At 75.0% G+C, this 26,178-nt stretch carries 25 protein-coding genes; 16 read left to right on the forward strand and 9 right to left on the reverse strand.

Annotated elements, in window-relative coordinates:
- Positions 1–172: 172 nt before the first annotated feature.
- Genes AC5L3Z_RS23125 through gltX form a run of 3 tightly spaced genes read left to right on the forward strand, consistent with a single transcriptional unit; the run spans position 173 to position 4,232 of the window.
- The gene (locus AC5L3Z_RS23125; RefSeq protein ID WP_494844975.1) at positions 173–1,498 is read left to right on the forward strand and encodes a GH1 family beta-glucosidase; all 1,326 of its coding nucleotides are present in this window, start codon (positions 173–175) and stop codon (positions 1,496–1,498) included.
- Entirely contained in the window at positions 1,495–2,772 is a 1,278-nt protein-coding gene (locus AC5L3Z_RS23130; RefSeq protein WP_494844976.1) for an MFS transporter, read from the forward strand. Before AC5L3Z_RS23125 ends, AC5L3Z_RS23130 begins: the two co-directional genes overlap by 4 nt.
- A 50-nt stretch (positions 2,773–2,822) precedes the next feature.
- On the forward strand, positions 2,823–4,232 hold the full coding sequence (gene gltX / locus AC5L3Z_RS23135; protein WP_494844978.1) for a glutamate--tRNA ligase: 1,410 nt from the start codon (positions 2,823–2,825) through the stop codon (positions 4,230–4,232).
- A gap of 82 nt (positions 4,233–4,314) precedes the next feature.
- Here the strand turns inward: gltX and AC5L3Z_RS23140 are convergent, their stop codons facing one another.
- Positions 4,315–4,962 (reverse strand): copper resistance CopC family protein, encoded by a 648-nt coding sequence (locus AC5L3Z_RS23140; protein ID WP_494844979.1) that lies wholly within the window; start codon positions 4,960–4,962, stop codon positions 4,315–4,317.
- Between the two features lie 244 nt (positions 4,963–5,206).
- On the opposite strand from AC5L3Z_RS23140, the gene AC5L3Z_RS23145 reads away from it, so the two are divergent.
- Positions 5,207–5,872 carry a hypothetical protein gene (locus AC5L3Z_RS23145; protein WP_494844981.1) on the forward strand — a complete coding sequence of 222 codons (666 nt, stop codon included), beginning with the start codon at positions 5,207–5,209 and terminating at the stop codon, positions 5,870–5,872.
- An 18-nt stretch (positions 5,873–5,890) separates the two neighbouring features.
- Here the strand turns inward: AC5L3Z_RS23145 and AC5L3Z_RS23150 are convergent, their stop codons facing one another.
- The 3 genes from AC5L3Z_RS23150 to AC5L3Z_RS23160 all read right to left on the reverse strand — a co-directional run bounded on the left by AC5L3Z_RS23150 (position 5,891) and on the right by AC5L3Z_RS23160 (position 7,863).
- Positions 5,891–6,817 carry an NADP-dependent oxidoreductase gene (locus tag AC5L3Z_RS23150; protein ID WP_494844982.1) on the reverse strand — a complete coding sequence of 309 codons (927 nt, stop codon included), beginning with the start codon at positions 6,815–6,817 and terminating at the stop codon, positions 5,891–5,893.
- 36 nt (positions 6,818–6,853) lie between these two features.
- Positions 6,854–7,222, reverse strand: coding sequence for a hypothetical protein (locus AC5L3Z_RS23155; protein ID WP_494844983.1), 369 nt, complete (start codon positions 7,220–7,222; stop codon positions 6,854–6,856).
- A 101-nt stretch (positions 7,223–7,323) separates the two neighbouring features.
- Positions 7,324–7,863 (reverse strand): hypothetical protein, encoded by a 540-nt coding sequence (locus AC5L3Z_RS23160; RefSeq protein WP_494844984.1) that lies wholly within the window; start codon positions 7,861–7,863, stop codon positions 7,324–7,326.
- Positions 7,864–8,064: 201 nt separating this feature from the next.
- On the opposite strand from AC5L3Z_RS23160, the gene AC5L3Z_RS23165 reads away from it, so the two are divergent.
- The 11 genes from AC5L3Z_RS23165 (at position 8,065) to AC5L3Z_RS23215 (ending at position 18,894) form a co-directional block, all read left to right on the forward strand.
- Positions 8,065–9,240 (forward strand): sensor histidine kinase, encoded by a 1,176-nt coding sequence (locus tag AC5L3Z_RS23165; RefSeq protein WP_494844986.1) that lies wholly within the window; start codon positions 8,065–8,067, stop codon positions 9,238–9,240.
- Entirely contained in the window at positions 9,237–9,896 is a 660-nt protein-coding gene (locus tag AC5L3Z_RS23170; RefSeq protein ID WP_494844987.1) for a response regulator, read from the forward strand. The genes AC5L3Z_RS23165 and AC5L3Z_RS23170 overlap by 4 nt, the downstream gene beginning before the upstream one ends.
- A 93-nt stretch (positions 9,897–9,989) precedes the next feature.
- Entirely contained in the window at positions 9,990–10,835 is an 846-nt protein-coding gene (locus AC5L3Z_RS23175; RefSeq protein WP_494844988.1) for a septum formation family protein, read from the forward strand.
- A 9-nt stretch (positions 10,836–10,844) separates the two neighbouring features.
- Positions 10,845–12,146 carry a PucR family transcriptional regulator gene (locus tag AC5L3Z_RS23180; RefSeq protein WP_494844989.1) on the forward strand — a complete coding sequence of 434 codons (1,302 nt, stop codon included), beginning with the start codon at positions 10,845–10,847 and terminating at the stop codon, positions 12,144–12,146.
- A gap of 78 nt (positions 12,147–12,224) precedes the next feature.
- Positions 12,225–13,394, forward strand: coding sequence for an acyltransferase domain-containing protein (locus AC5L3Z_RS23185; protein ID WP_494844991.1), 1,170 nt, complete (start codon positions 12,225–12,227; stop codon positions 13,392–13,394).
- Positions 13,391–14,338: a beta-ketoacyl-ACP synthase III gene (locus AC5L3Z_RS23190; protein ID WP_334528650.1), complete on the forward strand. Its 948-nt coding sequence runs from the start codon at positions 13,391–13,393 to the stop codon at positions 14,336–14,338. The genes AC5L3Z_RS23185 and AC5L3Z_RS23190 overlap by 4 nt, the downstream gene beginning before the upstream one ends.
- Before the next feature lie 85 nt (positions 14,339–14,423).
- Complete coding sequence (locus tag AC5L3Z_RS23195; RefSeq protein ID WP_007463517.1) at positions 14,424–14,663, forward strand: acyl carrier protein; 240 nt, start codon at positions 14,424–14,426, stop codon at positions 14,661–14,663.
- A gap of 1 nt (position 14,664) precedes the next feature.
- The gene (gene fabF, locus AC5L3Z_RS23200) at positions 14,665–15,891 is read left to right on the forward strand and encodes a beta-ketoacyl-ACP synthase II (RefSeq protein WP_334615800.1); all 1,227 of its coding nucleotides are present in this window, start codon (positions 14,665–14,667) and stop codon (positions 15,889–15,891) included.
- A 22-nt stretch (positions 15,892–15,913) separates the two neighbouring features.
- Positions 15,914–17,338: an acyl-CoA carboxylase subunit beta gene (locus AC5L3Z_RS23205; protein WP_494844992.1), complete on the forward strand. Its 1,425-nt coding sequence runs from the start codon at positions 15,914–15,916 to the stop codon at positions 17,336–17,338.
- Positions 17,339–17,431: 93 nt separating this feature from the next.
- Positions 17,432–18,142, forward strand: a complete 711-nt coding sequence (locus tag AC5L3Z_RS23210; protein WP_494844994.1) for a class I SAM-dependent methyltransferase — start codon at positions 17,432–17,434, stop codon at positions 18,140–18,142.
- Positions 18,143–18,273: 131 nt separating this feature from the next.
- Positions 18,274–18,894 carry a lipoprotein gene (locus AC5L3Z_RS23215; RefSeq protein WP_494844995.1) on the forward strand — a complete coding sequence of 207 codons (621 nt, stop codon included), beginning with the start codon at positions 18,274–18,276 and terminating at the stop codon, positions 18,892–18,894.
- Positions 18,895–18,906: 12 nt separating this feature from the next.
- Here AC5L3Z_RS23215 and AC5L3Z_RS23220 read toward each other — a convergent pair whose 3' ends face one another.
- From AC5L3Z_RS23220 to AC5L3Z_RS23235, 4 genes are all read right to left on the reverse strand, one after another.
- Complete coding sequence (locus tag AC5L3Z_RS23220; protein WP_494844997.1) at positions 18,907–21,186, reverse strand: hypothetical protein; 2,280 nt, start codon at positions 21,184–21,186, stop codon at positions 18,907–18,909.
- A complete protein-coding gene (locus AC5L3Z_RS23225; protein ID WP_494844999.1) occupies positions 21,183–22,202 on the reverse strand; it encodes a glycosyltransferase family 2 protein in 1,020 nt (339 codons plus the stop codon). The genes AC5L3Z_RS23220 and AC5L3Z_RS23225 overlap by 4 nt, the downstream gene beginning before the upstream one ends.
- A gap of 93 nt (positions 22,203–22,295) precedes the next feature.
- Positions 22,296–24,035 carry a glycoside hydrolase family 3 protein gene (locus AC5L3Z_RS23230; RefSeq protein ID WP_494845157.1) on the reverse strand — a complete coding sequence of 580 codons (1,740 nt, stop codon included), beginning with the start codon at positions 24,033–24,035 and terminating at the stop codon, positions 22,296–22,298.
- Positions 24,036–24,122: 87 nt separating this feature from the next.
- Positions 24,123–24,614 carry a DUF3145 domain-containing protein gene (locus AC5L3Z_RS23235; protein WP_334528682.1) on the reverse strand — a complete coding sequence of 164 codons (492 nt, stop codon included), beginning with the start codon at positions 24,612–24,614 and terminating at the stop codon, positions 24,123–24,125.
- A gap of 314 nt (positions 24,615–24,928) precedes the next feature.
- On the opposite strand from AC5L3Z_RS23235, the gene AC5L3Z_RS23240 reads away from it, so the two are divergent.
- On the forward strand, positions 24,929–25,258 hold the full coding sequence (locus AC5L3Z_RS23240; RefSeq protein WP_334528684.1) for a hypothetical protein: 330 nt from the start codon (positions 24,929–24,931) through the stop codon (positions 25,256–25,258).
- Positions 25,259–25,457: 199 nt separating this feature from the next.
- On the opposite strand, the gene AC5L3Z_RS23245 is transcribed toward AC5L3Z_RS23240, so the two are convergent.
- A complete protein-coding gene (locus tag AC5L3Z_RS23245; protein ID WP_494845001.1) occupies positions 25,458–26,084 on the reverse strand; it encodes a carbonic anhydrase in 627 nt (208 codons plus the stop codon).
- Positions 26,085–26,178: the final 94 nt, after the last annotated feature.

Here is a 26,178-nt window from a genome sequence, read left to right on the forward strand (position 1 = left end):
CCACTGAGGACATCCGCGATATTCCGCACTGTATGCGGTAAATCGGACTTACCTGGACGGGTTCGGAAAAGACACGCCGAAAACCCTTGCGTACGGATCGTCGCGGGCCTATGGCGCGAGCACCGTCCGCACCCTAGAGTCCCGAACACGATTCGCGTCTCTGGGAGGGTGGATGACGACCACGCCGATGCCCGCGTTCCCCACCGGCTTCCGCTGGGGGGTGTCCACCTCCGCGTACCAGATCGAGGGAGCCGCCACCGCCGACGGACGCGGGCCGTCCATCTGGGACACCTTCGCCCACACCCCCGGGCGGATCGCCGACCACAGCACCGGTGACGTGGCCTGCGACCACTACCACCGGCACCGCGAGGACGTGGCGCTGATGGCCGGGCTGGGCATCTCGGCGTACCGGTTCTCGATCGCCTGGCCGCGGGTGCAGCCCCGCGGCACCGGGGCGGCCAACCCCGCCGGGCTGGACTTCTACGACCGCCTCGTCGACGACCTGCTGGCCGCCGGCATCGACCCGGTCGCCACCCTGTTCCACTGGGACCTGCCGCAGCCGCTGGAGGAGACCGGCGGCTGGCTCAACCGGGACACCGCCGACCGGTTCGCCGAGTACGCCGACCTGACCGCCGCCCGCCTCGGCGACCGGGTGAAGCTCTGGATCACCCTCAACGAGCCGTTCGTCCACCTGAGCCTCGGCCACGCCACCGGCGTGCACGCCCCCGGCCGGTTCCTGCTCCTGGACGCCTTCCCGGTGGCCCACCACCAACTGCTCGGGCACGGCCTGGCGGTCAGCGCGCTGCGCGCCCGCAGCACCAGCCCGGTCGCCATCGCCAACAACTACTCCCCCGTCGTCCGGTACGGCGACACCGACGCCGACCGGGCCGCCGCGCTGGCGTACGACGCGCTGCACAACCGGCTCTTCACCGACCCGCTCCTGGGTCAGGGCTACCCGCCCGGCTTCGACCCGGCGGTGGTGCGCGACGGCGACCTCGACATGATCGCCGCGCCGATCGACGTGCTCGGGGTCAACTACTACAACCCGACCGGCGTCCGCGCCCCCGAGCCGGACTCGCCCCTGCCGTTCGAACTGGTGCCGCTGGACGGGTACCCGCGCACCGCCTTCGACTGGCCGGTGGTCCCGGACGGCCTGCGCGAGCTGCTGGTCGGGCTGCGGGACCGGTACGGCGACGCGCTGCCGGAGATCCAGATCACCGAGAGCGGGTGCGCCTACGACGACGCGCCGGACGCCGACGGGCGGGTGCACGACCCGGAGCGGATCGCGTACCTGGACGGGCACCTGCGCGCGGTGCGCGCGGCGATCGACGAGGGCGTCGACGTGACCGGGTACTTCGTCTGGTCGCTGCTGGACAACTGGGAGTGGGCCGAGGGCTTCACCAAGCGGTTCGGCCTGGTGCACGTCGACTTCGACAGCCAGGTCCGCACCCCGAAGTCCTCGTACGCCTGGTACCGGGACCAGGTCGTCCGCCGGTGACCACGATCGACCCGACGCCGGCCTCGCTGCCGGCGGCGCTCGCCGAGCCGGTCGTGCCGGTGCGCCGCGGCTGGATCGCGTTGATCTTCGCGGCGAACCTCGGCGTCTGGATGGCCTTCTTCACCCCGATCCAGGTGCTGCTACCGCAGCAGATCGAGCGGATCGCGCCCGGGGACAAGGAGGCCATGCTGGCCGTGGTCACCGGGCTGGGCGCGCTCGCGGCGGTGCTCGCCAACCCGCTCGCGGGCGCCTGGTCGGACCGTACCTGCCTGCGGCTGGGCGGCCGGGAGCTGGGCCGGCGGCACGTCTGGACCGCGGGCGGGGCGCTGCTCGGCGCGCTGGCCCTGATGCTGCTGGCCCGGCAGCAGACCGTCGCCGGGATCGCCCTGGGCTGGGTCGCCGCCCAGGTCTGCTTCAACGCGATGCTGGCCAGCCTCACCGCCGCCGTCCCGGACCGGGTCCCGGTCACCCAGCGCGGGGGCGTCTCCGGCTGGGTGGGCATCCCACAGGCCCTCGGCCTGGTGATGGGCGCGGTGCTGGTCACCGCCGTGGTGCGCGGCACCACCGCCGGATACGCGGCGATCGCCGTGGCGGTGCTGGTGCTGTCGCTGCCCTTCGCGCTGTTCACCCCCGACGACCCGCTGCCCCGTACGCACCGGCCGGCGCTGCGGCTGCGGGCCCTGGCCGCCTCGATGTGGATCGACCCGCGCCGGCACCCCGACTTCGCCTGGGCCTGGATCACCCGGTTCCTGGTCCAGATCGGCAACGCCCTGGGCACCCTCTACCTGCTGTACTTCCTCACCGACGGGGTGCGCCACCCCGACCCCGAGGGTGGGCTGCTGGTGCTGATCCTGCTCTACACCGTCGGCCTGATGACCACCGCCGTGGTCGCCGGGCGGCTGTCGGACTCCTCGGGCCGGCGCAAGGTCTACGTGATCGCCGCCGGTGTGATCATGGCGGTGGCGGCGCTGCTGCTGGCCGTCGCGCCGGTCTGGTCGACGGCGGTGGTCGCCGCGCTGCTGCTCGGCGCCGGCTACGGCGTCTACCTGTCGGTGGACGCCGCGCTGATCACCGAGGTGCTGCCCCGGGCCACCGACCGGGCCAAGGACCTCGGCGTGATCAACATCGCGAACTCCGCGCCGCAGGTGCTCGGCCCGGCGATCTCCGCACCGATCGTGGTGCACCTGGGCGGGTATCCGACGCTCTACGCCACCACGGCGGTGGTCACCCTGCTGGGCAGCGCGCTGGTCCTCAAGATCCGCGCGGTCCGCTGAACGAGGGGCCCCTCCGTGATCGGCTCGCGAACGGCCGTAGGCTGGAGCACGTGACGGTACGTGTGCGCTTCGCCCCCTCCCCGACCGGTATGTTCCACGTCGGCGGCGCCCGCTCGGCGCTGCAGAACTGGATCTACGCCAAGCAGCAGGGCGGGGTCTTCGTGCTGCGCATCGAGGACACCGACGCGGCACGCAACAAGCCCGAATGGACCGAGGGCATCCTCTCGGCGCTGGACTGGATCGGCATCGCCCGGGGCAGCTACGAGGGCCCGTACTTCCAGTCCGGCAACGCCGGGGAGCACCGCGCCGCCGCCCAGCGGCTGCACGAGTCCGGCCGGGCGTACTACTGCGACTGCACCCGGGAGGCCGTGCAGGCCCGCACCGGCTCCCAGTACCAGGGCTACGACGGCTTCTGCCGGGACCGGGGCCTGACGGCGGGCGAGGGTCGCGCGCTGCGCTTCCGCACCCCCGACGAGGGCGAGACCGTGGTGGTCGACCTGATCCGCGGCGAGCCGACCTTCGAGAACAAGCTGATCGAGGACTTCGTCATCGCCCGGGGCAACGGCTCGCCGGTCTTCCTGCTGGCCAACGTGGTCGACGACATGACCATGGGGATCACCCACGTGATCCGGGCCGAGGAGCACCTGCCCAACACCCCGAAGCAGCAGCTGCTCTGGGACGCGCTCGGGGTCAAGCCGCCGGTCTGGGCGCACGTGCCCGTGGTGGTCAACGAGAAGCGGCAGAAGCTCTCCAAGCGCCGCGACAAGGTCGCCCTGGAGGCGTACCGGGACGAGGGCTACCTCGCCGACGCGATGCGCAACTACCTGATGCTGCTCGGCTGGGCGCCGTCGAACGACCGCGAGATCGTGCCCTGGTCCGTGATCGAGGAGGAGTTCCGGCTGGAGGAGGTCAACCCCTCCCCCGCCTTCTTCGACGAGAAGAAGCTGCGCGCCTTCAACGGCGAGTACATCCGGGCGCTGCCGGTCGACGACTTCGTCGCCGCCTGCCAGCCCTGGCTGACCGGCACCGACACCATCGCGCCACCGCCGTGGCAGCCGGAGGAGTTCGACGCCGCCACGTTCGCCGCCGTGGCGCCGCTGGCGCAGACCCGGATCGCGGTGCTCAGCGAGATCGTGCCGAACGTCGACTTCCTCTTCCTGGCCGACCCGCTGATCGACGAGGCCGCCTGGGCCAAGGCGATGAAGGAGGGCGCGGCCGACCTGCTCGACGCGGCTATCGCCGGCTACGCGGCGCTCGCCTCGTGGGACGCCGAGTCGCTGAAGTCCACCCTGGAGGCGGTCGGCGCCGAGCGCGGCCTGAAGCTGGGCAAGGCGCAGGCCCCGGTCCGGGTCGCGGTCACCGGCCGCACCGTCGGGTTGCCGCTCTTCGAGTCGCTGGAGGTGCTCGGCCGGGAGCGCACCCTGGCCCGGCTGCGCGCCGCCCGGGTCCGCCTGGTCTGACGTACGCGTGAAAGGGCCCGCCGGTCACCGGCGGGCCCTTCGTCGTACGGGCCGGAATCGGCCGACGGCGAGCGCGGCGGCGTCAGCCGCCGGCAGCTCGGCGGCGGCGCAGCAGCAGGGCGGCGGCGAGCGCGGCGGCGGCCAACCCCGCGCCGAGCACCCACGGCCAGGCCCGCCCACCGTCGCCGGCCTGCCGGACGTCGGACGCCGGGACGGCCGACGTCGCCGCCGTGGCGACGGACGCCGACGGGGCCTTCGCGGTCGCGGACGCCGACGGGCCCGGCGCGCCGACGGACGCCGACTCCGTCGGGACGCCGGCGGTCGCCGACGCGCCCGGCGCGGCGGCGGTGGCCGACTTCGCCGGGGTGCCGGTGGTGAGGGTGAAGCGCACCTCGCCCCGCACCGGGTGCCCGTCGCTGGACGCCACCTGGTAGCCGACGATGTAGAGACCGGCCTTCCCGGGCCGGAACGGCACGCTGACCCGGCTGCCGGTGAAGCTCGGCGCACCGCCCGCGGCCGGCACGTTGTCCGGCCCGACCAGTGTGATCTTCGTCGTACCGGGGTCGGGCTTCGCCAGGAAGCGCAGCTCGATCCGGGCCGGCGCGGCCGCCACCCGGGCCCCGTCGGCCGGGTTGCTGCCGGTCAACGAGTTGTGCGCGAACGCCGGCGTGGCCGGCAGCAACGACACACCGAGCGCCACGCCGACAAGTGCTGGCCAGCTTCCCGCCACACGTGCGACCCTGCCCCCCATGAACGCCTCCGCAAAGGTACGATCCGCCCGCTGATCAACGGCTGACCATTAGTCGGCCCAGGATCGCAGATAGTTCCAAATACTGTTCCAGCAGCTGCAACCGAGCGACGTTCTGCGGAGTCTGTGAAGTGGGATCCCTGCCTGCGGGTTGGCTCACCACCGTCGACCACCAACGCGTGACCCTGCAGCACAGCCATCCATCGAACGGGGCGAGGAGGCGGCCATGGTCGGAAGGGTGAGGCGACTGCTCGGCAGGCTCGTCTCGGTGGCGGCGGTCGCGGTGCTGACCGTCGGGCTGGCGTCGCCGGCGCGGGCCGGGGCGGAGCGGGCGGCGCCCAAGCCACCGCCCGCCGGGGTGGACATCACCGGCGTCGGGCTCACCGAGCCGCTGCGGCTGCGGGCCGGCGACCAGCCGGCCCAGGTGGTCGCCGTGATCGACCAGGTGAGCTGGTTCGGCCGTACCGGCGCGGCGAAGGGCCCGAAGGCCGCGGACCTCGGTCCGAAGTACACGATCGTGGTGCTCGCCGGCGACAAGCCCCGGCAGACCTTCGACCTCTACCCCCTGGCCAAGGGCGGGCCGCGGGCCTACCGGCCGGCGAAGCAGCCCGACTCCCGCAAGACCACCGCCGGCTGGTTCCTCGGCCGGCTCAACATGTCCGAGACGCTGCGCTCGGTCGGAGTGCCGCTGGAGCGGCAGTTCGACACGGTCAGCGGCGGCGTCGGTGGCGGCGAGCGGGTGATCCCGGAGGACTCCCTCAACCCGGCGAAGGACATCGACGACGCCCTGGCCGAGCTCCAGCGTCTGCTGCTGCTCAACGTCGGGGTGATGCTGGTGATCACGTCCGGGCTGGCCGGGATCGCGCTGCTGATCCGCCGCCGTACCCGCTGAGCCCCGGCCGCCGGCCGCTCAGACCTCCAGCACCACCTTGCCGCGGACGTGCCCGGCCTCGACCAGTCGCTGGGCGTCGGCGGCCTCGGCCAGCGGGAAAACCCGCTCGACGTGCACGGCGAGCCGCCCCGCGTCCACCAGGCCGGCCAGCGCGGTGAGGTCCGCGGTGGACGGCTTGACGAAGAGGTAGCTGCCGCCGAGCCGGGTGACGTGTTCCGGGTCGGCGGTCGACACCAGCCGCGCCGGGCGGGAGAGCAGCTCGGCCGAGACGTCCAACGCCTCCCCGCCGAACAGGTCCAGCGCCACGTCCACCCCGTCGGGCGCGACCGCGCGGACCCGGTCGGCCAGGCCGGCGCCGTAGCTGACCGGCTCGGCGCCCAGCGCGCGGACGAAGTCGTGGTTGGCCGCACCCGCCGTGCCGATCACCCGATCGGCGCCGAGCGCCCGGGCCAGCTGCACCGCCAGGTGCCCGACCCCGCCCGAGGCGCCGTGCACCAGCACGGTGTCCCCGGGGCCGGTGCGGACCAACTGCAACGCCTGGTACGCGGTGAGCCCGGCCAGCGGCAACCCGCCCGCCTGCGCCCAGGACGCCTGCGCCGGCTTGTCGGCCAGGCACCGTTCGGGGGCGGGGACCAGTTCGGCGTACGTGCCGTGCTGGACGTGGTCGCGGCGGACGTACCCGATCACCTCGTCGCCCACGGCGAAACCGGTCACCGCCGGTCCCACCGCGGCCACCACCCCGGCGGCGTCCCAGCCGGGCACCAGCGGGAAGTGGGTGGGCAGCACGCCGGCCAGGTGCCCCTCGCGGACCTTCCAGTCGACCGGGTTCACCCCGGCCGCGCGGACCCGCACCAGCACGGTGTCCGGCCCGACCGGTGGCTCCGGTAGCTCCCGGACGGCGAGCCGCTCGGCGGGGCCGTACGCGTCGATCGCGATCGCCTTCACCCCGCCCACGCTAGCCGCCGGGCGGCCCTCAGGTGGTCAGCACCACCGGTGCGGTGGTCGTTCCCGGCGGTCGGGTCGCCGGGCCGGGCGGACCGGGCCGTGCCGGTGGGCGCCGGCCCAGCCGGCCAGGTCGCTGCGGCAGCGGCGGGCCGCCGGCGGGACGGTCTCCTCGGCCGCCGGAGGTTCACCGGGGCGCTGGCGGGGCGCCGACGGGTCCGGCAGGGCGGGCTCGGCGACGCGCTGGCGGGGCAGCGTCGGGTCCTCGTCGGCCCGGCCGGCCGGCTCGGCCGCGAAGGGCGCCGCCACCACCCGGCGGTGGGGCCGACCCGGCCCCGGCTGCTCGTGGTGGCCCGGCCGGCAGGGCTCACCCTGGGCGCAGCCGTGCTCGGCCTCCCCGTGCGCCATCCCGGTCTCCTCACGCTCGCGCTCGCGCGCCGGGAGGTCGCCCCGACGGCAGTGCCACCGTACTGGCCGGCACCGACGCTCCGCGCAGCGCGTACCCGGTGTCAGGGCTTCGGCCGGCGCGGAAAGATCGTCTCCCAGACCGGGAAGGCGACCAGCCAGATCACGATGGCGAGGGTGAGGTTGCGGATCCAGCCCCACAGCTCCTGGGTGCGCGCGGCGTCGCCGACGTAGATGATCCCGGCGCCGAGGAGGGCGCAGGCGATCGCCCAGCCGAGCAGCCCCTTGCCCCATTCGCGCCACTCGTGCCGGACCCGGGCGCGGCCGTACCGGGGTGACCGCACCGGCGGCGGGCCGCCGGCGAAGCGGTGGGCGAAGCGCTGGTCCGCCCAGCGGACCATCGAGTGGCCGAAGGCCACCGAGAAGCCGAGGTACGCCGCGGCCAGCCCGTGGGAGACGTTCGCGGTGGCGCCCCGGCGCAGGTCCAGCGCGGTCGCCACCAGCAGGACGAGGTCCACCAGCGGCACGCAGATCAGCAACGCCGCGCCCAGCCGGGGCCGGCGCAGGACGTACCGGGCGACCAGCCCGGCGCCGAGCACCACCCAGAACCCGATCTCGCACGCGGCGATCACCGCCAGCAGCATGTCGACCTCCCCCTCGTCGGTGTCCAGCCTGGCCCGCTCGGGGCGGGGCCGCCTCGGCGCGGGGAACGAGATCCGGGTCCGTCCTTCGACGGACCCCCGGGCAGCTGGCGCGGTTCCGTACCTCCTTCGGAGGAGAAGCCGCCGCCGGCCCTCCTCCCGTGGGCGGAGGGTGGGCGGCGCGGCATGTGGTGGGATCGGAGCATGCGGACGCCGGCGTCGATCGGCCCCGGTACGCGCGGGCGCGACCTGGCGCTGGCCGGGGCGTCCCTCGCCGGCGGCCTGATCGTCCACGCGGTGGGCTTCCAGCCCCAGCTGCCCTGGCATCCGGACCTGCCCGAGGCGCTGTTCCTGGTGCCGCTGACCGCGGTCTGCGTCGCCGTCGGGCTGCGCCGGGTGGCCACCGGGGCCAGCCTCGCGCTCGGCACCGCCGCCGTCGTCGCCGACGCCCTGCTGGGTGGCTCGCTCGGCACTCCCCTGGTCTACACCCAGGTGCTCTACGACGCCTGCGTCTACGGCCCGGCCCGGTGGTGGCGCCGGCTGCTGATCGTCACCGTCGCGCTCAGCGTGGCCGCCGCGGCGGCCGGCGTGGCGCGGTGGGGCTGGCGGGGCGTCGCGGCCGGCGTGCCGATCACGTTCGCCGGTGTCCTGCCGGTGCTGACCGGGATCAGCGTGCGGCAGTACCGGGACCAGGCCACCGCGGAACGGGCCCGGGCCGAGCAGACCGCCCGGCTGGTCGAGTGGGACCGCCGCCAGGCGGTGCTGGCCGAGCGGGCCCGGATGGCGCGCGAGCTGCACGACGTGGTCGCCAACCACCTCAGCGCGGTGGCCCTGCACGCCACCGCCGCGCTCTCCGCGCCGAAGCTGGACCGGGACCGGGTCGACGCGGCGCTGCGGGTCATCCGGGAGAGCAGCGTGCAGGGCATGGCCGAGATGCGGCAGCTGATCGGGCTGCTCCGGGAGCCGGCGGCCGGCGACCCGGCCGAGGAGGCGACCTGGGTACGCCTGGCCGAGCTGGACCAGCTCGTCGACCGGGCCACCGCCGCCGGGCTGCGGGTACGGGCCACGGTCACCGGCACGCCCCGGCCGCTGCCGGTCGGGGTGGACCTGGCGGCGTACCGGATCGTGCAGGAGTCGCTGACCAACGCGCTGAAGCACGGGGCGGGCACGGCGGAGCTGACCGTGGCGTACCGGCCGACGGAGGTGGTGGTCACGGTGGAGAACCCGGTCCGGGACTCCGGGGACGGCCTGCCCGGCGCGGGCGCCGGGCTGATCGGGATGCGGGAACGGGCCGCGCTGCTCAACGGCGGGCTCGACGTCGGTCGCGACGGTGGGCGCTGGCGCGTCCGCGCCACCCTGCCCACCGGGGGCCCGCGATGATCCGGGTCGTCCTCGCCGACGACCAGGAAGCGGTCCGGGCCGGCCTGGCCCTGATCCTCTCCGGCCCGGCCGACATCGAGGTGGTGGGCGAGGCGGGCGACGGTGAGACGGCGGTGCGGCTCTGTCGGGAGCTGCGTCCGGACGTGGCCGTGCTGGACGTGCGGATGCCCCGGCTGGACGGCGTCTCCGCCACCCGGGAGATCGTCGCCGCCGGCCTGGCCGACGTGCTGGTGCTGACCACCTTCGACCTGGACGAGTACGTCTTCGGCGCGCTGCGCGCCGGCGCGGCCGGGTTCCTGCTCAAGGACACCGACGCGGCGGGCCTGGTGGGCGCGGTGCGGACGGTCGCCCGGGGCGAGGGCGTCATCGCCCCGGCCGTCACCCGGCGGCTGATCACCGCCTTCGCGGCGACCGCCCCGGCGGCACCGGCGGCGGCCCGGGCGGAGGTGGCCGCGCTGACCGCCCGGGAGCGGGACGTGCTGGCCTGCCTGGGCGGCGGGCTGTCCAACCAGCAGATCGCCGAGCGGCTGACGATGGCGGAGAGCACGGTCAAGACCCACGTCAGCCGGATCCTGGCCAAGCTGGGGCTGCGCAGCCGGGTGCAGGCCGCCATCCTCGCCCAGGAGCTGGACCTGCCCGCACCCCCGGGGCCCTGACCCGCGCACTCGCGGGGCCACGGCGGATGGACCCGCCGTCGTACGCTGCTCGGCACCGGCGGTCCGTCGGAGGGCCGTAAAGCGGGGGGTCGCATGCGACGGTGGGCAGCGACGGTTCTGGTGGCGTTGGCCGCCACGGTGGCGGGCTGCGACGGCGGGAGCCCACCGGAGCGGGCCGCCTCGACCTTCGCGCCCGAGGCCGGCGTCTGCCACGCGACGGCCTCCGACGACCGCAGCCCCGAGGCGTACGCCCCGATCGCCTGCTCGGCGAAGCACGAGGCGGAGACGATCATGGTCGGCCGGTTCGGCGGGGCGAACGCGGCCGCGTCGGCGCCCCCGGCCGCCGACACCGAGGGGCTCTGGCAGGTCTACGCCTCCTGCGACACGGTGGCCCACGACTTCCTGGCCGGCGAGTGGCGGGAGTCGCGGCTGGCGCTGCGCGTGCTCACCCCGTCGGCGGCGCGCTGGACGGCGGGGGAACGCTGGTACCGCTGCGACCTGGTCGAGATGCTGGCGCTGGACCGGTGGACGCCGAACCCCCGGGCGAACAGCCTGCGCGGCGCCCTGGCCGGCGAGTCGCCGCTGCGGCTGGGCTGCTACGTCCGGCCCGAGCTGACCGAGGAGCGGGTCAACATCCCGCCGGCCTCCTGCACGGGGCCGCACGACACCGAGTTCGTCGGCGCCTGGCGCGCCGAACCGGAGGCCGGCGAACTCACCGACGAGGACTTCCGTGCGGGCTGCCTGAGCATGGTCGCCCGTTACGTCGGTGCGCCGGAGCGGGAGCTGCGCGGCCGGTTGGAGGCGCTGCCCGTCTTTCCCTTGGAGCCGGAGTGGGAGGCAGGCCTGCCGGGCGCGTGGTGCTTCCTGCACACTCCCGGTGGGTCGCTCGACGCGTCGCTCAAGGGCGCCGGTCGCGGGGGCCTGCCCCCGGTGCGCTGACCGCCCGGCGTGGAGGCCCTGCTCAGGACGTGTCAGGCTGGACCGGTGAGCGAGCCGGGCGGTATCGAGCTGTCGGCCACGCTGCGCCGCATCGAGCGCGCGGCGGGGGCGCTGGCGACGGCGAGTGTGGCCCGGATGGACGAGACCCTGCCCTGGTTCCGGGAACTCCCCGCCGACCAGCGTTCCTGGGTGATGCTGGTGGCGCAGGCCGGCGCCCGCTCCCTGGTGCAGTGGCTGCGCTCCGGTGGCGGCACCGCCGACAGCACCCAGGAGGTCTCCGACGAGGTCTTCGCCACCGCCCCGCAGGCCCTGGCACGCTCCATCACCCTCCAGCAGACGGTGGCGTTGATCAAGGTGACCATCGAGGTGGTCGAGGAGCAGGTCGCCCACCTGGCCGCCCGGGGCGAGGAGCAGCAGTTGCGCGAGGCGGTGCTGCGCTTCTCCCGGGAGATCGCCTTCGCCGCCGCCCGGGTGTACGCCCGCGCCGCCGAGTCGCGCGGCTCCTGGGACGCCCGGTTGCAGGCGCTGCTGGTCGACGCGCTGCTGCGCGGGGACTCCCCGGACGTGCTGGCCAGCCGCGCGGCGGCGCTGGGCTGGGCCGACGCCCCACCGGTGGCGGTGGCGGTGGGGCGCTCCCCCGGCGGGGAGGTCTCCGCCGTGCTGCACACCGTCTACCGGCAGGCGCGGCGGATCGGGGTGGAGGTGATCGGCGGGGTGCACGGCGACCGGCTGGTGATCGTCCTCGGCGGGGCGGCCGACCCGATGGCCGCCACGGAAAAGCTGCTGACCGCGTTCGGCGACGGGCCGGTGGTGGTGGGGCCGGCCGTACCCAGTCTGGACGAGGCGACGGAGTCGGCGCGGGCCGCGCTGGCCGGCTTCCGCGCGGCGCCGGCCTGGCCGACGGCGCCCCGCCCGGTGCCGGCGGCGGGGCTGCTGCCGGAGCGGGCCCTGGCCGGCGATCCCGAGGCCCGCCGGCGGCTGCGCCACGACGTGTACGCGACGCTCTTCCGCGCCGGGGGTGAGCTGCTGGAGACGCTGGACGCCTTCTTCGCCGCCGGAGGGACGTTGGAGAGCGCCGCCCGGGCCCTGTTCGTGCACCCCAACACGGTGCGGTACCGGCTGCGCCGGATCGCCGAGGTGACCGGATTCTCCCCGCTGATCCCCCGGGACGCGTTCGCCCTCCAGGTGGCACTCACCGTGGGCCGGCTCGACCCGGTGGTCCCAGGCGTCGCAGCAGTCCCGACCCAGACAATGACCCCAGGCGTGATGAAAACATCACAGACAGGTGACGACTCCCGCCGATCTTTGTAGGATTCCTCCAAAGGTTCTAGTGCGGTTTGGTCGCTGTCGGCACAGCGCTACCCACAGGTATCCAGGAGAGTCATAGACGTGCTCGCCGTACTCTCTCCCGGCCAGGGTTCCCAGAAACCCGGCTTCCTGACTCCCTGGCTCGATCTGCCCGGCACCGAGGCACGACTGCGGTGGTGGTCGGCGCTCGCCGGGGTCGACCTGCTGCACCTCGGCACGAACGCCGACGCCGACGAGATCCGGGACACCGCCCGCACCCAGCCACTGCTGGTCGCCGCCGCCCTGCTCGCCGCCGAGCACCTGCCGATGTACGACGTCGGCGCCACCGCCGGCCACAGCGTCGGCGAGCTCGGCGCCGCGGCGCTCGCCGGGGTGCTCCCGGCCGAGGCGGCCATCACCCTCGCCGGGGTACGCGGCCGCGAGATGGCCGCCGCCTGCGCCCTGGAGCCGACCGGCATGGCGGCCGTCCTCGGGGGCGACCCGGACGAGGTCCTCGCCGCGCTCGCCGCGCACGGGCTGCACCCGGCCAACCGCAACGGCGCCGGCCAGATCGTCGCCGCCGGCGCGCTCGACGCGCTGGACAAGCTCGCCGCCGAGCCGCCGGCGAAGACCCGGATCATCCGGCTCCAGGTGGCCGGGGCGTTCCACACCCCGTACATGGCGCCGGCCGAGGCCGCGCTGGCCGGGGTGGCCGCCGGGATCAGCCCGGCCGAGCCGGCCCGCATCCTGCTGTCCAACCTCGACGGCTCGGCCGTCAACCACGGCCGCGAGATGGTGCAGCGGCTGGTCCGGCAGGTCACCGCGCCGGTCCGCTGGGACCTGTGCATGCGCACGCTGGCCGACCTGGGCGTCACCGGGGTGATCGAGCTGCCGCCGGCCGGCACCCTGGCCGGCCTGGTCAAGCGGGAGCTCAAGGGCACCGGCGTCCCCGAGATCGTCACCCTGAACACCCCCGACGACCTGCCCGCCGCCCGCGACCTGATCGCCCGGCACAGCGGCCTGCGCGGCCACGAGCCGGTGATCCAGTTCCGGGTGGTGGTCTCGCCCGCCGCGGGCACCTTCACCCCCGCGACGGAGCTCGCCGAGGGCGCCGACCTCCGGGCGGGCCAGGTGATCGGGCACGTCGTCACCCGACAGGGTGAGGTCGACGTGACCGCGCACGACAGCGGCCTGCTCACCGAGTGGCTCGCCCACCACGACGACCCGGTCGCGCCGGGCCAACCGCTCGCCCGTATCGGAGGTCCCTCATGACCGGCAGTCGGATCCTCGCGCTGGGGCACTACCAGCCCTCCCGCGTGGTGACCAACGACGACCTGGCCAAGCTGGTGGACACCAACGACGAGTGGATCCGGGACCGGGTCGGCATCGCCTCCCGGCGGATCGCCGACGCCGGCGAGACGGTGGCCGACATGGCCGCCGCGGCGGCCGGCAAGGCGCTGGCCAACTCCGGCCTCACCGCCGCCGACATCGACCTGGTCGTCGTCGCCACCTGCACATCGGTCGACCGCAGTCCCAACGTGGCCTGCCGGGTCGCCGGCAAGCTGGGCATCAGCGCCCCGGGCGCCTACGACATCAACACCGCCTGCTCCGGCTTCGCGTACGCGCTGGGCACGGTGGACCACGCCATCCGGGCCGGGGCGGCCCGCAACGCGATCGTGGTGGGGGCCGAGAAGCTCTCCGACTTCACCGACTGGACCGACCGCTCCACCTGCATCATCTTCGGCGACGGCGCCGGCGCGGCGGTGGTCACCGCCACCGCCGAGGGCGAACCCGCCGGGATCGGCCCGGTGGTCTGGGGCTCGGTGCCGGAGAAGAGCGACGCGGTCCGCATCGAGGGCTGGCGCCCGTACATCGCGCAGGAGGGGCAGGCGGTGTTCCGCTGGGCCACCACCGCGCTGGCCCCGCTGGCCCGGCAGGCCTGCGAGCGGGCCGGGATCGACCCGTCGGAGCTGGCCGCGTTCGTGCCGCACCAGGCGAACTCCCGGATCATCGACGGCATCGCCAAGCGGCTCGACATCCCCCAGGCGATCATCGCCAAGGACATCGTCGAGTCCGGCAACACCTCGGCGGCGAGCGTGCCGCTGGCCCTGTCCAAGCTGGTCGAGCGGCGCGAGGTGCCCTCCGGCGCCCCGGTGCTGCTGTTCGGCTTCGGTGGCGGCCTGACCTACGCCGGACAGGTCGTCCGGTGCCCCTGAGACCCCCTGCGGCGTCCACACGCCCAGGAACGGCGGCCGGCGACGCCGACCGCCGAGTGACCCCCGATGAGAGGAACCAACCGCAATGACCCGTGACGAGATCACCACCGGCCTCGCCGAGATCCTCGAAGAGGTTGCCGGGGTGAACCCGGACGACGTGGCCGAGGGGAAGTCCTTCACCGACGACCTCGACGTCGACTCGCTCTCCATGGTGGAGGTCGTGGTGGCGGCCGAGGAGAAGTTCGGCGTCAAGATCCCGGACAACGAGGTGCAGAACCTCAAGACCGTCGGGGACGCCGTCAGCTTCATCGAGGCGCAGTCCTGATATGAGTCGCACCGACGTCGTCGTCACCGGGCTCGGCGCGACCACCCCGCTGGGCGGGGACGTCGCGTCGACCTGGGACGCCATGCTCGCCGGCCGCTCCGGGGTGAGTGCGCTCACCGCGGAGTGGGCCGGGCAGCTGCCGGTCCGGATCGCCGCCCAGCTGGCGGTGGATCCGGCCGGCACGCTGGACCGGGTCAAGCTGCGCCGGCTGGACCGTTCCGAGGCGATCGCGATCATCGCGGCGCAGCAGGCCTGGGCCGACGCCGGCCTGGCCGACTCCGGGCTGGACAAGGAGCGGCTCGGGGTCAGCGTCGGCTCGGGCATCGGCGGCGCCCTGACCCTGCTCGCCCAGGACGACATCCTCGAGGCGTCCGGGCCGCGCCGGGTCTCCCCGCACACCATCCCGATGCTGATGCCGAACGGCCCCGCCGCCTGGGTGGGGCTGGAGCTCGGCGCCCAGGCGGGCGTGCACTCGGTGGCCAGCGCCTGCGCGACCGGCGCGGAGGCGATCGCGCTCGGCATGGACATGATCCGCGCCGGGCGGGCCGACGTGGTGGTGGCCGGCGGCACCGAGGCGGTCATCCACCAGCTGCCGATCGCCGGGTTCAGCTCGATGCGGGCCATGTCGACCCGCAACGACGAGCCGGAGCGGGCCTCCCGCCCGTGGGACAAGGGCCGGGACGGCTTCGTGCTCGGCGAGGGCGCCGGCATCCTGGTGCTGGAGCGGGCCGAGCACGCCGCCGCCCGGGGCGCCCGGGTCTACGCGCGGCTGGCCGGATCCGGCATCACCTCCGACGGCTACGACATCGTCCAGCCCCACCCGGAGGGCGCCGGCGCGATCCGGGCCATCGCCAGGGCGATCGCCGACGCGGACGTGGCGAAGTCCGACATCGTGCACGTCAACGCCCACGCCACCTCGACCCCGGTCGGGGACATCGCCGAGATCAAGGCCCTGCACCAGGCGCTCGGCGACCACCCGGTGCTGACCGCCACCAAGTCGATGTCCGGGCACCTGCTCGGCGCGGCCGGCGCGCTGGAGTCGATCGCCACCATCCTGGCGATCCGCGACAGCGTGGTGCCGCCGACGATCAACCTGGACGACCCGGACGACGGTCTCGACCTGGAGGTGGCCGCCAACAAGGCGCGCCACATGGACATCCCCGCCGCGTTGAACAACTCGTTCGGCTTCGGCGGCCACAACGTGGCTCTCGTCTTCACGCGGGCCTGAGACCACAGCCTTGGAGGCTCACGTGACCACCACCGCCGTCAGCGCGGACACCACCACCGTGGACTACCGAGATCCGGAGCTGCGGCTCCGGGCCCTCTTCGACACCGGCTCGCTGCGCCTGCTGGCGCCGCGGGACACCTCCGGGGTGCTCTGGGCCCGCGGCGAGATCGACGGGACCCCGGCGATCGCGTACGCCACCGACGCCACGAAGATGGGCGGCGCGATGGGCACCGAGGGGTGCCGGCACATCGTCGACGCGATCGACACCGCCGTCCGGGAGCGGGTGCCGGTGCTCGGCCTCTGGCACTCCGGCGGGGCCCGGCTGGCCGAGGGCGTGGTCGCGCTCGACGCCGTCGGGCAGGTCTTCGCCGCCATGGTGCGGGCCTCCGGCCGGGTGCCGCAGATCTCCGTGGTGCTCGGCCCGGCGGCCGGTGGTGCCGCGTACGGGCCGGCGCTGACCGACATCGTGGTGATGAGCGGCGCCGGGCGGATCTTCGTGACCGGACCCGAGGTGGTCCGCAGCGTCACCGGTGAGCAGGTCGACATGGAGCGCCTCGGCGGCCCCGAGCCGCACGGCCGGCGCTCCGGCGTGGTCCACGTGACCTGCGCCGACGACGAGGCGGCGATGACCGAGTCGCGCAAGCTCGCCGCGCTCCTCGGCCACCAGGGCCGGCTCTCCCCCGACGACGTGCCCGCCGGCGTCGACGACGGGCACGACCTGACCGCGAAGATGCCGGCCGAGACCAACCGGGCGTACGACGTGAAGCCGGTGGTCAAGGCGCTGCTCGACGCCCCCGGCGTGGAGTTGCACGCCAAGTGGGCGCCGAACGTCGTCACCACGCTCGGCCGGTTCGCCGGCCGGACGGTCGGCGTGATCGCCAACAACCCGCTGCGGCTGGGTGGCTGCCTCGACGCGTCCAGCGCCGAGAAGGCGGCCCGGTTCGTGCGGATGTGCGACTCCCTCGGGGTGCCGCTGATCGTGCTGGTCGACGTGCCCGGCTACCTGCCCGGTCTGGGCCAGGAGTGGGACGGCGTGGTCCGGCGCGGGGCGAAGCTGCTGCACGCCTTCGCCGAGGCGGTGGTGCCGCGGGTGACGCTGGTGACCCGCAAGGCGTACGGCGGGGCGTACATCGCGATGAACTCCCGCTCACTCGGCGCGACCGCGGTCTTCGCCTGGCCGAACGCGGAGGTCGCGGTGATGGGCGCCAGCGCGGCGGTCAACATCCTGCACCGCAAGAAGCTGGCCGCCGCCCCGGCGGAGCAGCGCGAGACGTTGCGCGCCCAGCTGATCGAGGAGCAGATCCGGGTCGCCGGCGGCGTCAACCGGGCGCTGGAGATCGGCGTGGTGGACGACGTGATCAAGCCGGAGGAGACCCGGCGGCGGATCGCCCAGGCGCTCGCCGGCGCCCCGGCCGCCCGCGGCGCGCACGGCAACATCCCGCTGTAGAGCGGGGTGCGGAAGGGCCTCCTGGCAACGCCTCGCGCGTGGCAGGGGGCCCTTCCTCTAGGGTGAGGGCGCCCAACCCGCGAGGAGTACGCCGTGGAAGCGACCGAGATCCGCAAGCTCGCCGCGCTCGAGGACACCCACTGGTGGTACCGGGAGCGGCGGGCGCTGCTCGGCCGGGCGCTGCGCCGGCTGGCCGCCACCGGAGTGCGCCCGGAACGGGCGCTGGACATCGGCGCGGCCGGCGGCGGGAACACCCGGGTGCTGCGGGCGCACGGCTGGCGGCCGCTGGCCCTGGAGTACAGCGCGGAGGGCGCCGGGGTGGCCCGCGAACGCGGGCTGGACGTGATCCGGGCCGACGCGCGGCACCTGCCCGTCCCCTCGGCCAGCCTGGGCCTGGTGGTGGCCTTCGACATCCTCGAACACGTCGACGAGGACCACCTGGCGGCCGCGGAGATCCGCCGGACGCTGCGCCCCGGCGGCACGGCGCTGATCGCGGTCCCCTGCGACATGGCGCTCTGGTCGGCGCACGACGTGGCGGTGGGGCACGTCCGCCGCTACGACCGGGGGTCGCTGCGGGCGGTGGTGGAGAAGGCCGGGCTGGTGGTGGACGAGCTGTGGAGCTGGAACGTGCTGCTCCGACCGGTGGCGGCCTGGCGTCGCCGGACGTCCACCGGCAGCGACCTGGACGAGCTGCACCCGGTCGTCAACCTCGGACTGCGCACGATCGTCACCGCCGAGCGCTACCTGCCGGTGCGGTCCCTGCCCGGCGTCTCCCTGATGCTGCGCGCCCACCGCCCGGGCTGACCCCCGCCCCGCGCCGCCGGGTCGGGCGGGCGACGAGCGCCGGGCCGCAGGGCACAGACACCTCCCCGCGTCGGCTAACATCTGCCGGCCGTCACCCCGACGGCCCGACCGACGACGGGGGACGTGGTCAGATGATCCGACGGGTGGCCGTACTGGCCGCGCTCACCCTCACCGTGACGGCCGGTTGCGCCGGGGACGGGAAGGAGCCCGCCGCCGCGCCGCCGCCGTCGGCCGGCCCGACCGCCACGCCGATCGCCGCGGGCGCGCCCTGGTACGACGACGTCGCCCCGGCCGAGGCCGGCGCCACCGTCGGCGCCGAGGGCAGCACCTGCCCGCTGCCGGTCACCTTCTCGGTGCCGCCGAGGTGGAAGGTCGAGGCGGTGAAGGTGCCGGACGCGCGGATCGGCAACGCCGTGATGCTCTGCGAGTTCGACGCGAAGCCCGCCGGCCACATCGGCTTCATGCGGGCCTGGCGGATCGAGGGGGCCGCCCCGACCCCACAGGCCACCATGGAGAGGTTCCTGGAGGCGTACGGCACCGTGCGGGAGCCGCGGTTCCGCCGGCTGAAGACCGGTTCGCTGGACGCCTTCGAGGCGGCCTGGACCGACGCCGACGCGCCCGGTCGCGCCATCCTGGTCGACAGCCGCTCCGGCCCGGTCCTGCTGACCCTCGGCGCGATCGACGACGAGGAGTTCGAGGCGATGTTCCCGGCGTACCAGTTGGCCAAGGGGACCGCCGACCTGCCCGAGTGAGGAGAGCGGTCCTCAGCGCAGCCGGTAGACCGCCGTCCGCCCGTTGGCGTACCGCAGGTCGGCCAGCTCGGCCAGATCCGGGGACTCCGGGTCGACCTGCCGGTCCACGACCAGCCACCGCACCCCGTACCGGTCGCGCAGCTCGGCCAGGCCGGCGGCGGTGGGGGCGGTGAACGCGGCGTCGTTGGCCCGCAGCCGCTCGGCGTCCCAGAACGGGGCGTACGGGCCGCCGGGCAGGCCGACCATGCGGGGCGCGAACGCCCAGCCCTCGACCAGCACCGACCGTTGGCTGTACCCGCTGAGCCAGAACGAGCGGGCGTCACACCAGCCGCTCACCACCGCCCGGCAGTGCGCGTTGGTGGCGACCACGTCGTCCGGCGCGCTGTGCGCGTACACGTAGCGGGCCGCCGCCACCCGGGAGGCGGGCATCCGCTCCACCGGGTACGCGCCGCCGTTCGGGTACGTCCGGGCCTGCGCGGCGTCCAGCACCAGCCCCGGCGCCCCGGCCACCAGCACCCCGGTGAGCAGCACCGCACCGCCCCGGCCGGCCAGCCCGGGCCAGCGGTCGACCAGCCCCGGCCAGAGCAGCGCCACCAGCACGGCCAGCACCAGCAGGGCCGCCGCCCAGCAGAGCAGCGGCAGCACCGGGGCGTACGCCCGGCCGGGCGCCACGGTCGCCGGGAAGCCCAGCTGGACGGCGGTGAGCAGCACCGCGAAGGCGGCCGTACCCGCCCCGAGCAGCGCGGCGGCGCGGCGGCTCAGCGCCGCCCGCTCCAGCAGCTCGACGTACCCCCAGGCCGACAACAGCACGCCGAACGCGAAGCCGGCGCGGGTGAAGTACTGGTTGCTGCTGCCGGGGTGACCGACCAGCAGGTAGATCGCCGGGCCGGCGAGCGCCCCGCCGAGCAGGAAGACCTGCGCCGGTTCGAGCCGCCCCCGGCGCAGCCGCAGCAGCGCCACCACCCCGGCCAGCCGGAGCTGGAGGTTGAGCAGGAAGGCCAGCAGGACCGCGGCCCAGAGCAGCCCGGTCACCGGGGCGGAGTTCCGCTCGCCCACGTACGGGCGCAGTCCGGAGAAGAGGTCGACGGTGACCCCGTGGCTCTCGAAGGCGAAGAGCACCGCGGTGGCGAAGACCTGCGCCGCGACGGTCAGGCCCACCGCGGCGAGCACCGCCCGGGGCAGCCGCCGGCGGACCACCAGCGTCACCGCGGCGGTGAGGGCGAGCGCGGCCAGCACGACCGGCACGGAGCTGGCCTTGGCGCCGGTGGAGGCGGCCAGGAAGAGCGCCGCCAGCACCCAGGCGCCCCGGCCGACCGGTGGCACCGTCGACCCCCGGGCCCGGCCGACGAGCTCGGCCAGCACGGCGATCAGCGGAAACAGCAGCACCCAGCTGTACGTCATCGACGGGCTGCCCCAGACGATGAAGGTGGCCTGGGTGCCGAAGAGCTGCCGGACGCCGTTCTCGAAGCCGAACTCGCCGACCGTGAACAGCAGCGCGGCGGCGGCCACCCCGGCGTACGGCCGCCCGGTGATCCGCCAGCCCACCACCGCGGTCAGCGTGGCGGCGAGCGCGCAGAGCGCCGGCACCCCCAGCCGGAAGAAGACGGTGGGCAGGTCCACCCCGCTGGCCAGGCTGGCCGCGGCGAGGTGGGCGAAGCCGAACCAGTGGTAGTGCAGCGGCTCGCCGGCCACCTGCGGCACGTCCAGCGGCACCTGGTGGGTGGCCGCGCCGGCGAGGGAGAGCTGGAACGCCAGGTCGATGTACTGGGCCTGCCCCTCGTCGGTGGGGAGCACCGGGTTGACCTTGAGGAACGACTCGTAGAGATAGAGCGTGAAGCCGGCGACCACCCCGGCGAGCGACCAGGCCCAGCCGGTGGGCACCGGGGTCAGGTCGCCGGCCCGCCAGTGCCGGCGCAGCCGGGGCACCAGGGCGAACGGCAGCAGCACCGCGAGGGGCCAGAGCCGCAACCGGTCGGGCACCCCGGCGGCGGTGAACACCGCCCAGCCGACCAGCTCCAGCACCAGGCCGACGGCGGCGCCCATGGCCAGCTCCTCGACCAGGGTGTGCGGCCGGCGGCGCAGCGCCCGCCAGACCAGCGTGCCGGGCAGCACCACGGCCAGCGCCGCGTACCCGGTGTAGCGGAGCAGGTCGAGCGCGGGAGTGCCGGCGGCGAGCAGGGTGACCGCGACGAAGGCGTACCCGGCCAGGGCCGGGGCGTAGCGCCGCGCGGCCCGGCGGCGGCGCGGTGCGGCGGTCGACGGGGCGGCGTCCCCGGTGGCGAGGGCGGTCACCGCAGGCTGTCGGCCAGCTCGACCGCGTCCCCGGCGGCGGCGGCACGGGGGGCCGGGCCCGCGCCGCCGGTGGCCGGGTCGGCGGCGCTGTCGGTGGCGACGAAGTACGCCGGCCGCCCCTGCACCGCCGTGTAGATCCGGGCCACGTACTCGCCGAGCAGGCCGAGGCAGAGCAGCTGCACCGCGCCCAGGAAGAGGATCGCGACGTAGAGCGAGGGCCACCCGGTCACCGTGGCGCCGGCCAGCCAGGCGAGCACGGCCACCACCACGAGCACCCCGCAGACCACCACCCCGGCCAGCCCGAGCCAGGTGGCGAAGCGCAGCGGGGCGGCGGAGAAGCTGGTGACGCTCTCGGCGGCCAGCCCGGCCATCCGGGACAGCGGGTACTTGGTCCGCCCGGCGGCCCGCTCCTGCCGCCGGTACGCGACCTCGCCGCTGGGAAAGCCGAGCCAGGGCACCACCAGCCGCAGCACGGGGCTGCGCTCGGGCAGCTCCCGCAGCGCCTCCACCGCCGCCCGGCTGAGCAGCCGGAAGTCACCGGCCTGGGCGGGCACCTGCTTGCCGACCAGTCGGCGCATCAGCCGGTAGTAGCCGGAGGCGGTCCACCGCTTGAACCGGGTGTCCCGGCTGCGGTCGGCGCGGACGCCGTACACGATGTCCAGGTCGTCGGCGCGGGCCCGGCGCAGCATCTCCACGATCGTCTCGGGTGGGTCCTGGAGGTCGGCGTCGATGCTGACCACGTACCGGCCGTGGGCGCGGAGCAGCCCGGCGATCAGGGCCGCCTGGTGGCCGCTGTTGCGGCGCAGCCGCAGCACCCGCAGCTGTGGCCAACCGGCGCGCAGGGCGGTCAGCCCGGCCGCGGTGCCGTCGGTGCTGCCGTCGTCGACCGCCATCACCTCGTACGCCTCGCCGAGGCCGTCGAGGACGGCGCGCAGCCGCCGGGCGAGCAGCGGCAGCACGCTCTCCTCGTTGAACATCGGCACGACCACGGACAAGGTGGGCTCCGGTGTGGTCACGGCGCTCCTCCCTCCCGTCGTTCCGGCGGCGGACCACCGCACGCTATCAGCAGCGGCGGTCCCGGCCGGGCCCCCGCGACCGCCCCGGGGCCGTCAGCGGCCGCAGCTGGTGGCGGGCCGGCCGGGCACCGGAACCGGGGAGCGTCCGACCGGCCGGGCCTTGCCGGCGAGCACCCGCGCGAGCGCGGTCATCGAGGCCTTGCTGGAGGAGTAGGTGGCGAGCAGGGTCGGCGACTTCGCCTCGCCCAGCACGTACGGGGTGTCCATGGCGACCGTCACCGCCGCGTCCCCGGCCAGGTCACCGGCGTCGTCGCCGTAGCCGACGAGGTGGACCTTCGTCCCACCGTCGGGCACCACCTTCACCCCGGCCGCGGTCAGCGCCGCGGTGAGCGAGGCGCGGGTGCGGTCGCGGCCGGCGGAGGAGGTGACGGTGACCGGACCCTTCACCCGGGCGTCGCATCCGCCGCGCAGGGCGGTCACCGCGGCGGCGGCCAGGTCGGCGACGGCCGCGCGGTGCGCGGGGCTGGTGAGCGTGGACAGCGCCGGGGCGGGGCGGTCGGCCAGCTGGAACTTCATGGTCAGCACCCGGGTGACCGCCTCGACCAGCCGGGTACGGGGCAGCGAGCCGTCGCGCAGCGCGCCGAGCAGCCCGTCGTACGCCTGACCGACGTGCGGCGGCATGAGGATCAGGTCGTTGCCGGCCAGCAGCGCCTTCACCGCGGCCTCCCCCGGCGGGAAGCGCTTCGCCGGCGGCATGTTCATCCCGTCGGTGATCACCACGCCCTTGAACCCGAGCTGGCCGCGGAGCACGTCGGTGAGCAGCTTGCGGGAGAAGGTGGCCGGGGTGCCCGGGTCGACCGCCGTGACGTCGAGGTGCGCGGACATCACCGCCATCGCGCCGGCGTCGATGGCGGCGGTGAACGGCGGCAGCGCGGTCCGGTCGAGCTCGGCGCGGGGCTGGGCGACCACCGGCACGTCCTCGTGGGAGTCGGTCGCGCTCATCCCGTGTCCGGGGAAGTGCTTGACGGTGGCCGCCACCCCGGCGCTCTGCAGGCCGCGGACCGCGCCGGCGACCTGGGCGGAGGCCCGCTTCGGGTCGGCGCCGAAGGAGCGGGAGCCGATCACGGTGCTGCGGGTGGCGAGCACGTCGGCCACCGGGGCCAGGTCCAGGTTGATCCCCATCGCGGCCAGTTCGGTGCCGGCGACCCGCCAGGCGGCCTGGGTGAGGGCCGGGTCGCCGGCGGCGCCGGCGGCGAGCGCGCTGGGCAACAGGGTCACCCCGTCGGTGATCCGGGTCACCACGCCGTACTCCTGGTCCGTGCTCACCAGGAACGGCGCCCGGCCGGCGGGGAGCTCGGCGGCGGCGGCGCGCAGCCCGGTGGTCAGCTCCCGGACCTGCCGGGGGTTGTCGACGTTGGTGGTCTCCTGGTTGCCGGAGGTCGGGTCGTCGGCGCTGAACCCCACCAGGATGAGCCCACCGAGGCGGTACTTCGCGATCATCTCGGCGGGGGTGTCGACCCCGGCGAGGGCCCGGTTGCCGGCGGCGGAGCCGGGCGGGACCGCGGTGGCAATGCTGCCGTACGCGTAGGGCATCAGCACCTGGCCGACGAGGTCCTCGTCGGCGAGCGTGCCGACCAGCGCGGCCGCCCGGGCGGCCGGGTCACCCGCGGGCTCCGCCGCCGGGCTCGCGACGGCCGAGGCGGACGCGGAGGCGGAGGGGCTCGGCGCGGGACGCGGCCGGTCCGGCTCGCCGGCGCAGGCGGAGGTGAGCAGCGCGGTCAGGGCGGCGACGGCGACGCCGGCGCGTCGCGGGGAAATCGACACGCGGCCAATCAAACCCGTTGCCGACTTATCGGGGCAACCCGGCCGGCGGGTGGGCCCGGCCGGAAACGCCGGCCGGGCACGGCGGCGGCGGTCCGCTCAGCCCACCCGGGTGAGCAGCGTCACGGGCGCGCCGTCCCCGGCGTGCCGGTACGGCTCCAGCTCGGCGTCCCAGGCGGTGCCGAGCGCCTTGTCCAGCGCGTGCGCGAGCGCCTCGGGCGCGCGGGCGGACGCCATGATGCTGCGCAACCGGTCCTCGCCGAGCTGGATGTCGCCGGCCGCGCCGACGGTGGCCCGGAACAGACCCCGCCCCGGCACGTACATGAAGCGCTCACCGTCGGCGCCCGGACTGGGCTCCTCGGTGACCTCGAAACGGATCATGGGCCACTGCCGGAGGGCAGCAGCCAGCTCGGCGCCCGTCCCCGGCCGACCGGTCCACCCGCACTCGGCCCGGCGGACGCCGGGATCGACGGGCTGGGCCGTCCAGTGCAGGTTGACCGGCGCGGCGAGGACGCGCGCGATCGCCCACTCGACGTGTGAGCACACGGCGAGCGGGGTCGAGTGGACGTATACGACGCCACGCGTTGGCACGGTGACCTCCCGGAGAGCGAGGTGCGTCTTCCCCTACGACCTCGGCCAGCCGGGTGGCTTCTGCAACACATGATGACTCCTGTGGCGGATGGTGCGCCAGGGAATCAGAAAATTCGCCGACGGAATAGCCGTACCGGTGAACCTGGTTGTGCCCCCCGGACAGCACGATGACCAGCCAGGCATCGTGGTCGTGTACAGTTTCCTGGGCGGTTCTGCGCCGCCGTACATCTTCGCGGGCCGAGGCTCAACCGGGCGTCACCCGCACAAGCCCCCGGACGTTCCCGTCCTCCCGTACGTCTTCAAGGAGTACCTCCGTGGCGAGCAACACCTCTAAGACCGCGCGCGCGTCAGTCCGGGCCGGCCAGGCTGGCCAGGGTGGCGCCCTCAGCGTGCTGGGCGAGTTCAAGTACCTCATCCCGCTCAACGGCGGCAAGCACGCCTACGTGCGGAACCTGACCAACGGCAAGACCGCGCACCTGCGCACCGACTCCGAGGCCTTCGTCGAGGAGATCCGGGTGCTGGCCGCCGCCGGCCACGCCGCCAAGATCCGCGCCGAGATCAACAACCTCGCCGCGACCCACCCGGGCGACGGCTGGGACAAGACCGAGAAGCGTCTCGTCGAGGCCGGCGTCTTCGAGGGCTGAGCGCCCTTCCCCCAAAGCAACACCTCGGAGCCGCCCGTCGGGTCATCCCGGCGGGCGGTTCCGCGTCTCCGGGTACCTGCGCCCGGCCCGGGCCTGGCTTGATCGACACCGTTTGCGGCGTGTCGGGGTGTCCTGCCGCCGGGATACCCCGACACGCCGCATCTCGCGTGGATCTTGGGGCCGGGGCCCGGTGGGGTGGTCAGCGGTCGAGCAGGGCGACCTCACCGGTGGCCAGGTCGTAGAGGGCGCCGACCACGTCCACCCGCCCCTCGGCGACCGGCCCGGTGAGCAGTTCGTCGGCGCGCAGGGCGGCCACCGTACGGCGTACGTGCCGGCGGACCGCCATCGGCTGCGCCCGCGGGTCGTCGGCCCCGACCTCGGTCACCGCCGGCGCGATCTGGTCCACCAGGTACGCCAGCGCGCCGCCGGGCCGCTGCCCGCTGCGCAGGGTGTCGATGGCCGAGGCGACGGCCCCGCAGCGCTCGTGCCCGAGCACCATCACCAGCGGGACGCCGAGCTGGCCCACCACGAACTCGATGGAGCCGTGGACGGCCCGGTCGAGGACGTGCGCCCCGGTGCGGATCACGCAGATCGAGCCGAACGTCTGGTCGAAGATCGCTTCCAGCGGCACCCTCGAGTCGATGCAGCCGAGCACCACCGCGTAGGGCTGCTGGTCGCCGGAGGCGACCGCGGCGGCGGCGGTGACGTCGTGGCCGTGCACCGGCCGGCCGCTGACGAAGCGGCGGTTCCCGGCGAGCAGCTCCACCAGGGCGGAGCGGGGCGTACGCCGGCCCCCGCCGGCCGACGTCCCGTGCGGCGACGACATGCCTCCCAGCCTGGTCACCGATCCGGCCGCGCGCGGGCGGGTTGCGAATCTTCTCACCACCACGGTTGGCGTGATGTCATGACGGGTAGCCCGT

The organism is Micromonospora sp. LZ37, assembly GCF_059359015.1.

Bases quoted from the DNA above. Each gene is read 5' to 3' on its own strand.
- AC5L3Z_RS23175 (WP_494844988.1), top strand. From the start codon at position 9,990: ATGCGACGGTGGGCAGCGACGGTTCTGGTGGCGTTGGCCGCCACGGTG.
- AC5L3Z_RS23155 (WP_494844983.1), bottom strand. From the start codon at position 7,222: ATGGCGCACGGGGAGGCCGAGCACGGCTGCGCCCAGGGTGAGCCCTGC.
- AC5L3Z_RS23215 (WP_494844995.1), top strand. From the start codon at position 18,274: ATGATCCGACGGGTGGCCGTACTGGCCGCGCTCACCCTCACCGTGACG.
- AC5L3Z_RS23160 (WP_494844984.1), bottom strand. From the start codon at position 7,863: ATGCTGCTGGCGGTGATCGCCGCGTGCGAGATCGGGTTCTGGGTGGTG.
- AC5L3Z_RS23145 (WP_494844981.1), top strand. From the start codon at position 5,207: ATGGTCGGAAGGGTGAGGCGACTGCTCGGCAGGCTCGTCTCGGTGGCG.
- AC5L3Z_RS23245 (WP_494845001.1), bottom strand. From the start codon at position 26,084: ATGTCGTCGCCGCACGGGACGTCGGCCGGCGGGGGCCGGCGTACGCCC.
- AC5L3Z_RS23125 (WP_494844975.1), top strand. From the start codon at position 173: ATGACGACCACGCCGATGCCCGCGTTCCCCACCGGCTTCCGCTGGGGG.
- AC5L3Z_RS23170 (WP_494844987.1), top strand. From the start codon at position 9,237: ATGATCCGGGTCGTCCTCGCCGACGACCAGGAAGCGGTCCGGGCCGGC.
- AC5L3Z_RS23165 (WP_494844986.1), top strand. From the start codon at position 8,065: ATGCGGACGCCGGCGTCGATCGGCCCCGGTACGCGCGGGCGCGACCTG.
- AC5L3Z_RS23195 (WP_007463517.1), top strand. From the start codon at position 14,424: ATGACCCGTGACGAGATCACCACCGGCCTCGCCGAGATCCTCGAAGAG.
- fabF (WP_334615800.1), top strand. From the start codon at position 14,665: ATGAGTCGCACCGACGTCGTCGTCACCGGGCTCGGCGCGACCACCCCG.
- AC5L3Z_RS23190 (WP_334528650.1), top strand. From the start codon at position 13,391: ATGACCGGCAGTCGGATCCTCGCGCTGGGGCACTACCAGCCCTCCCGC.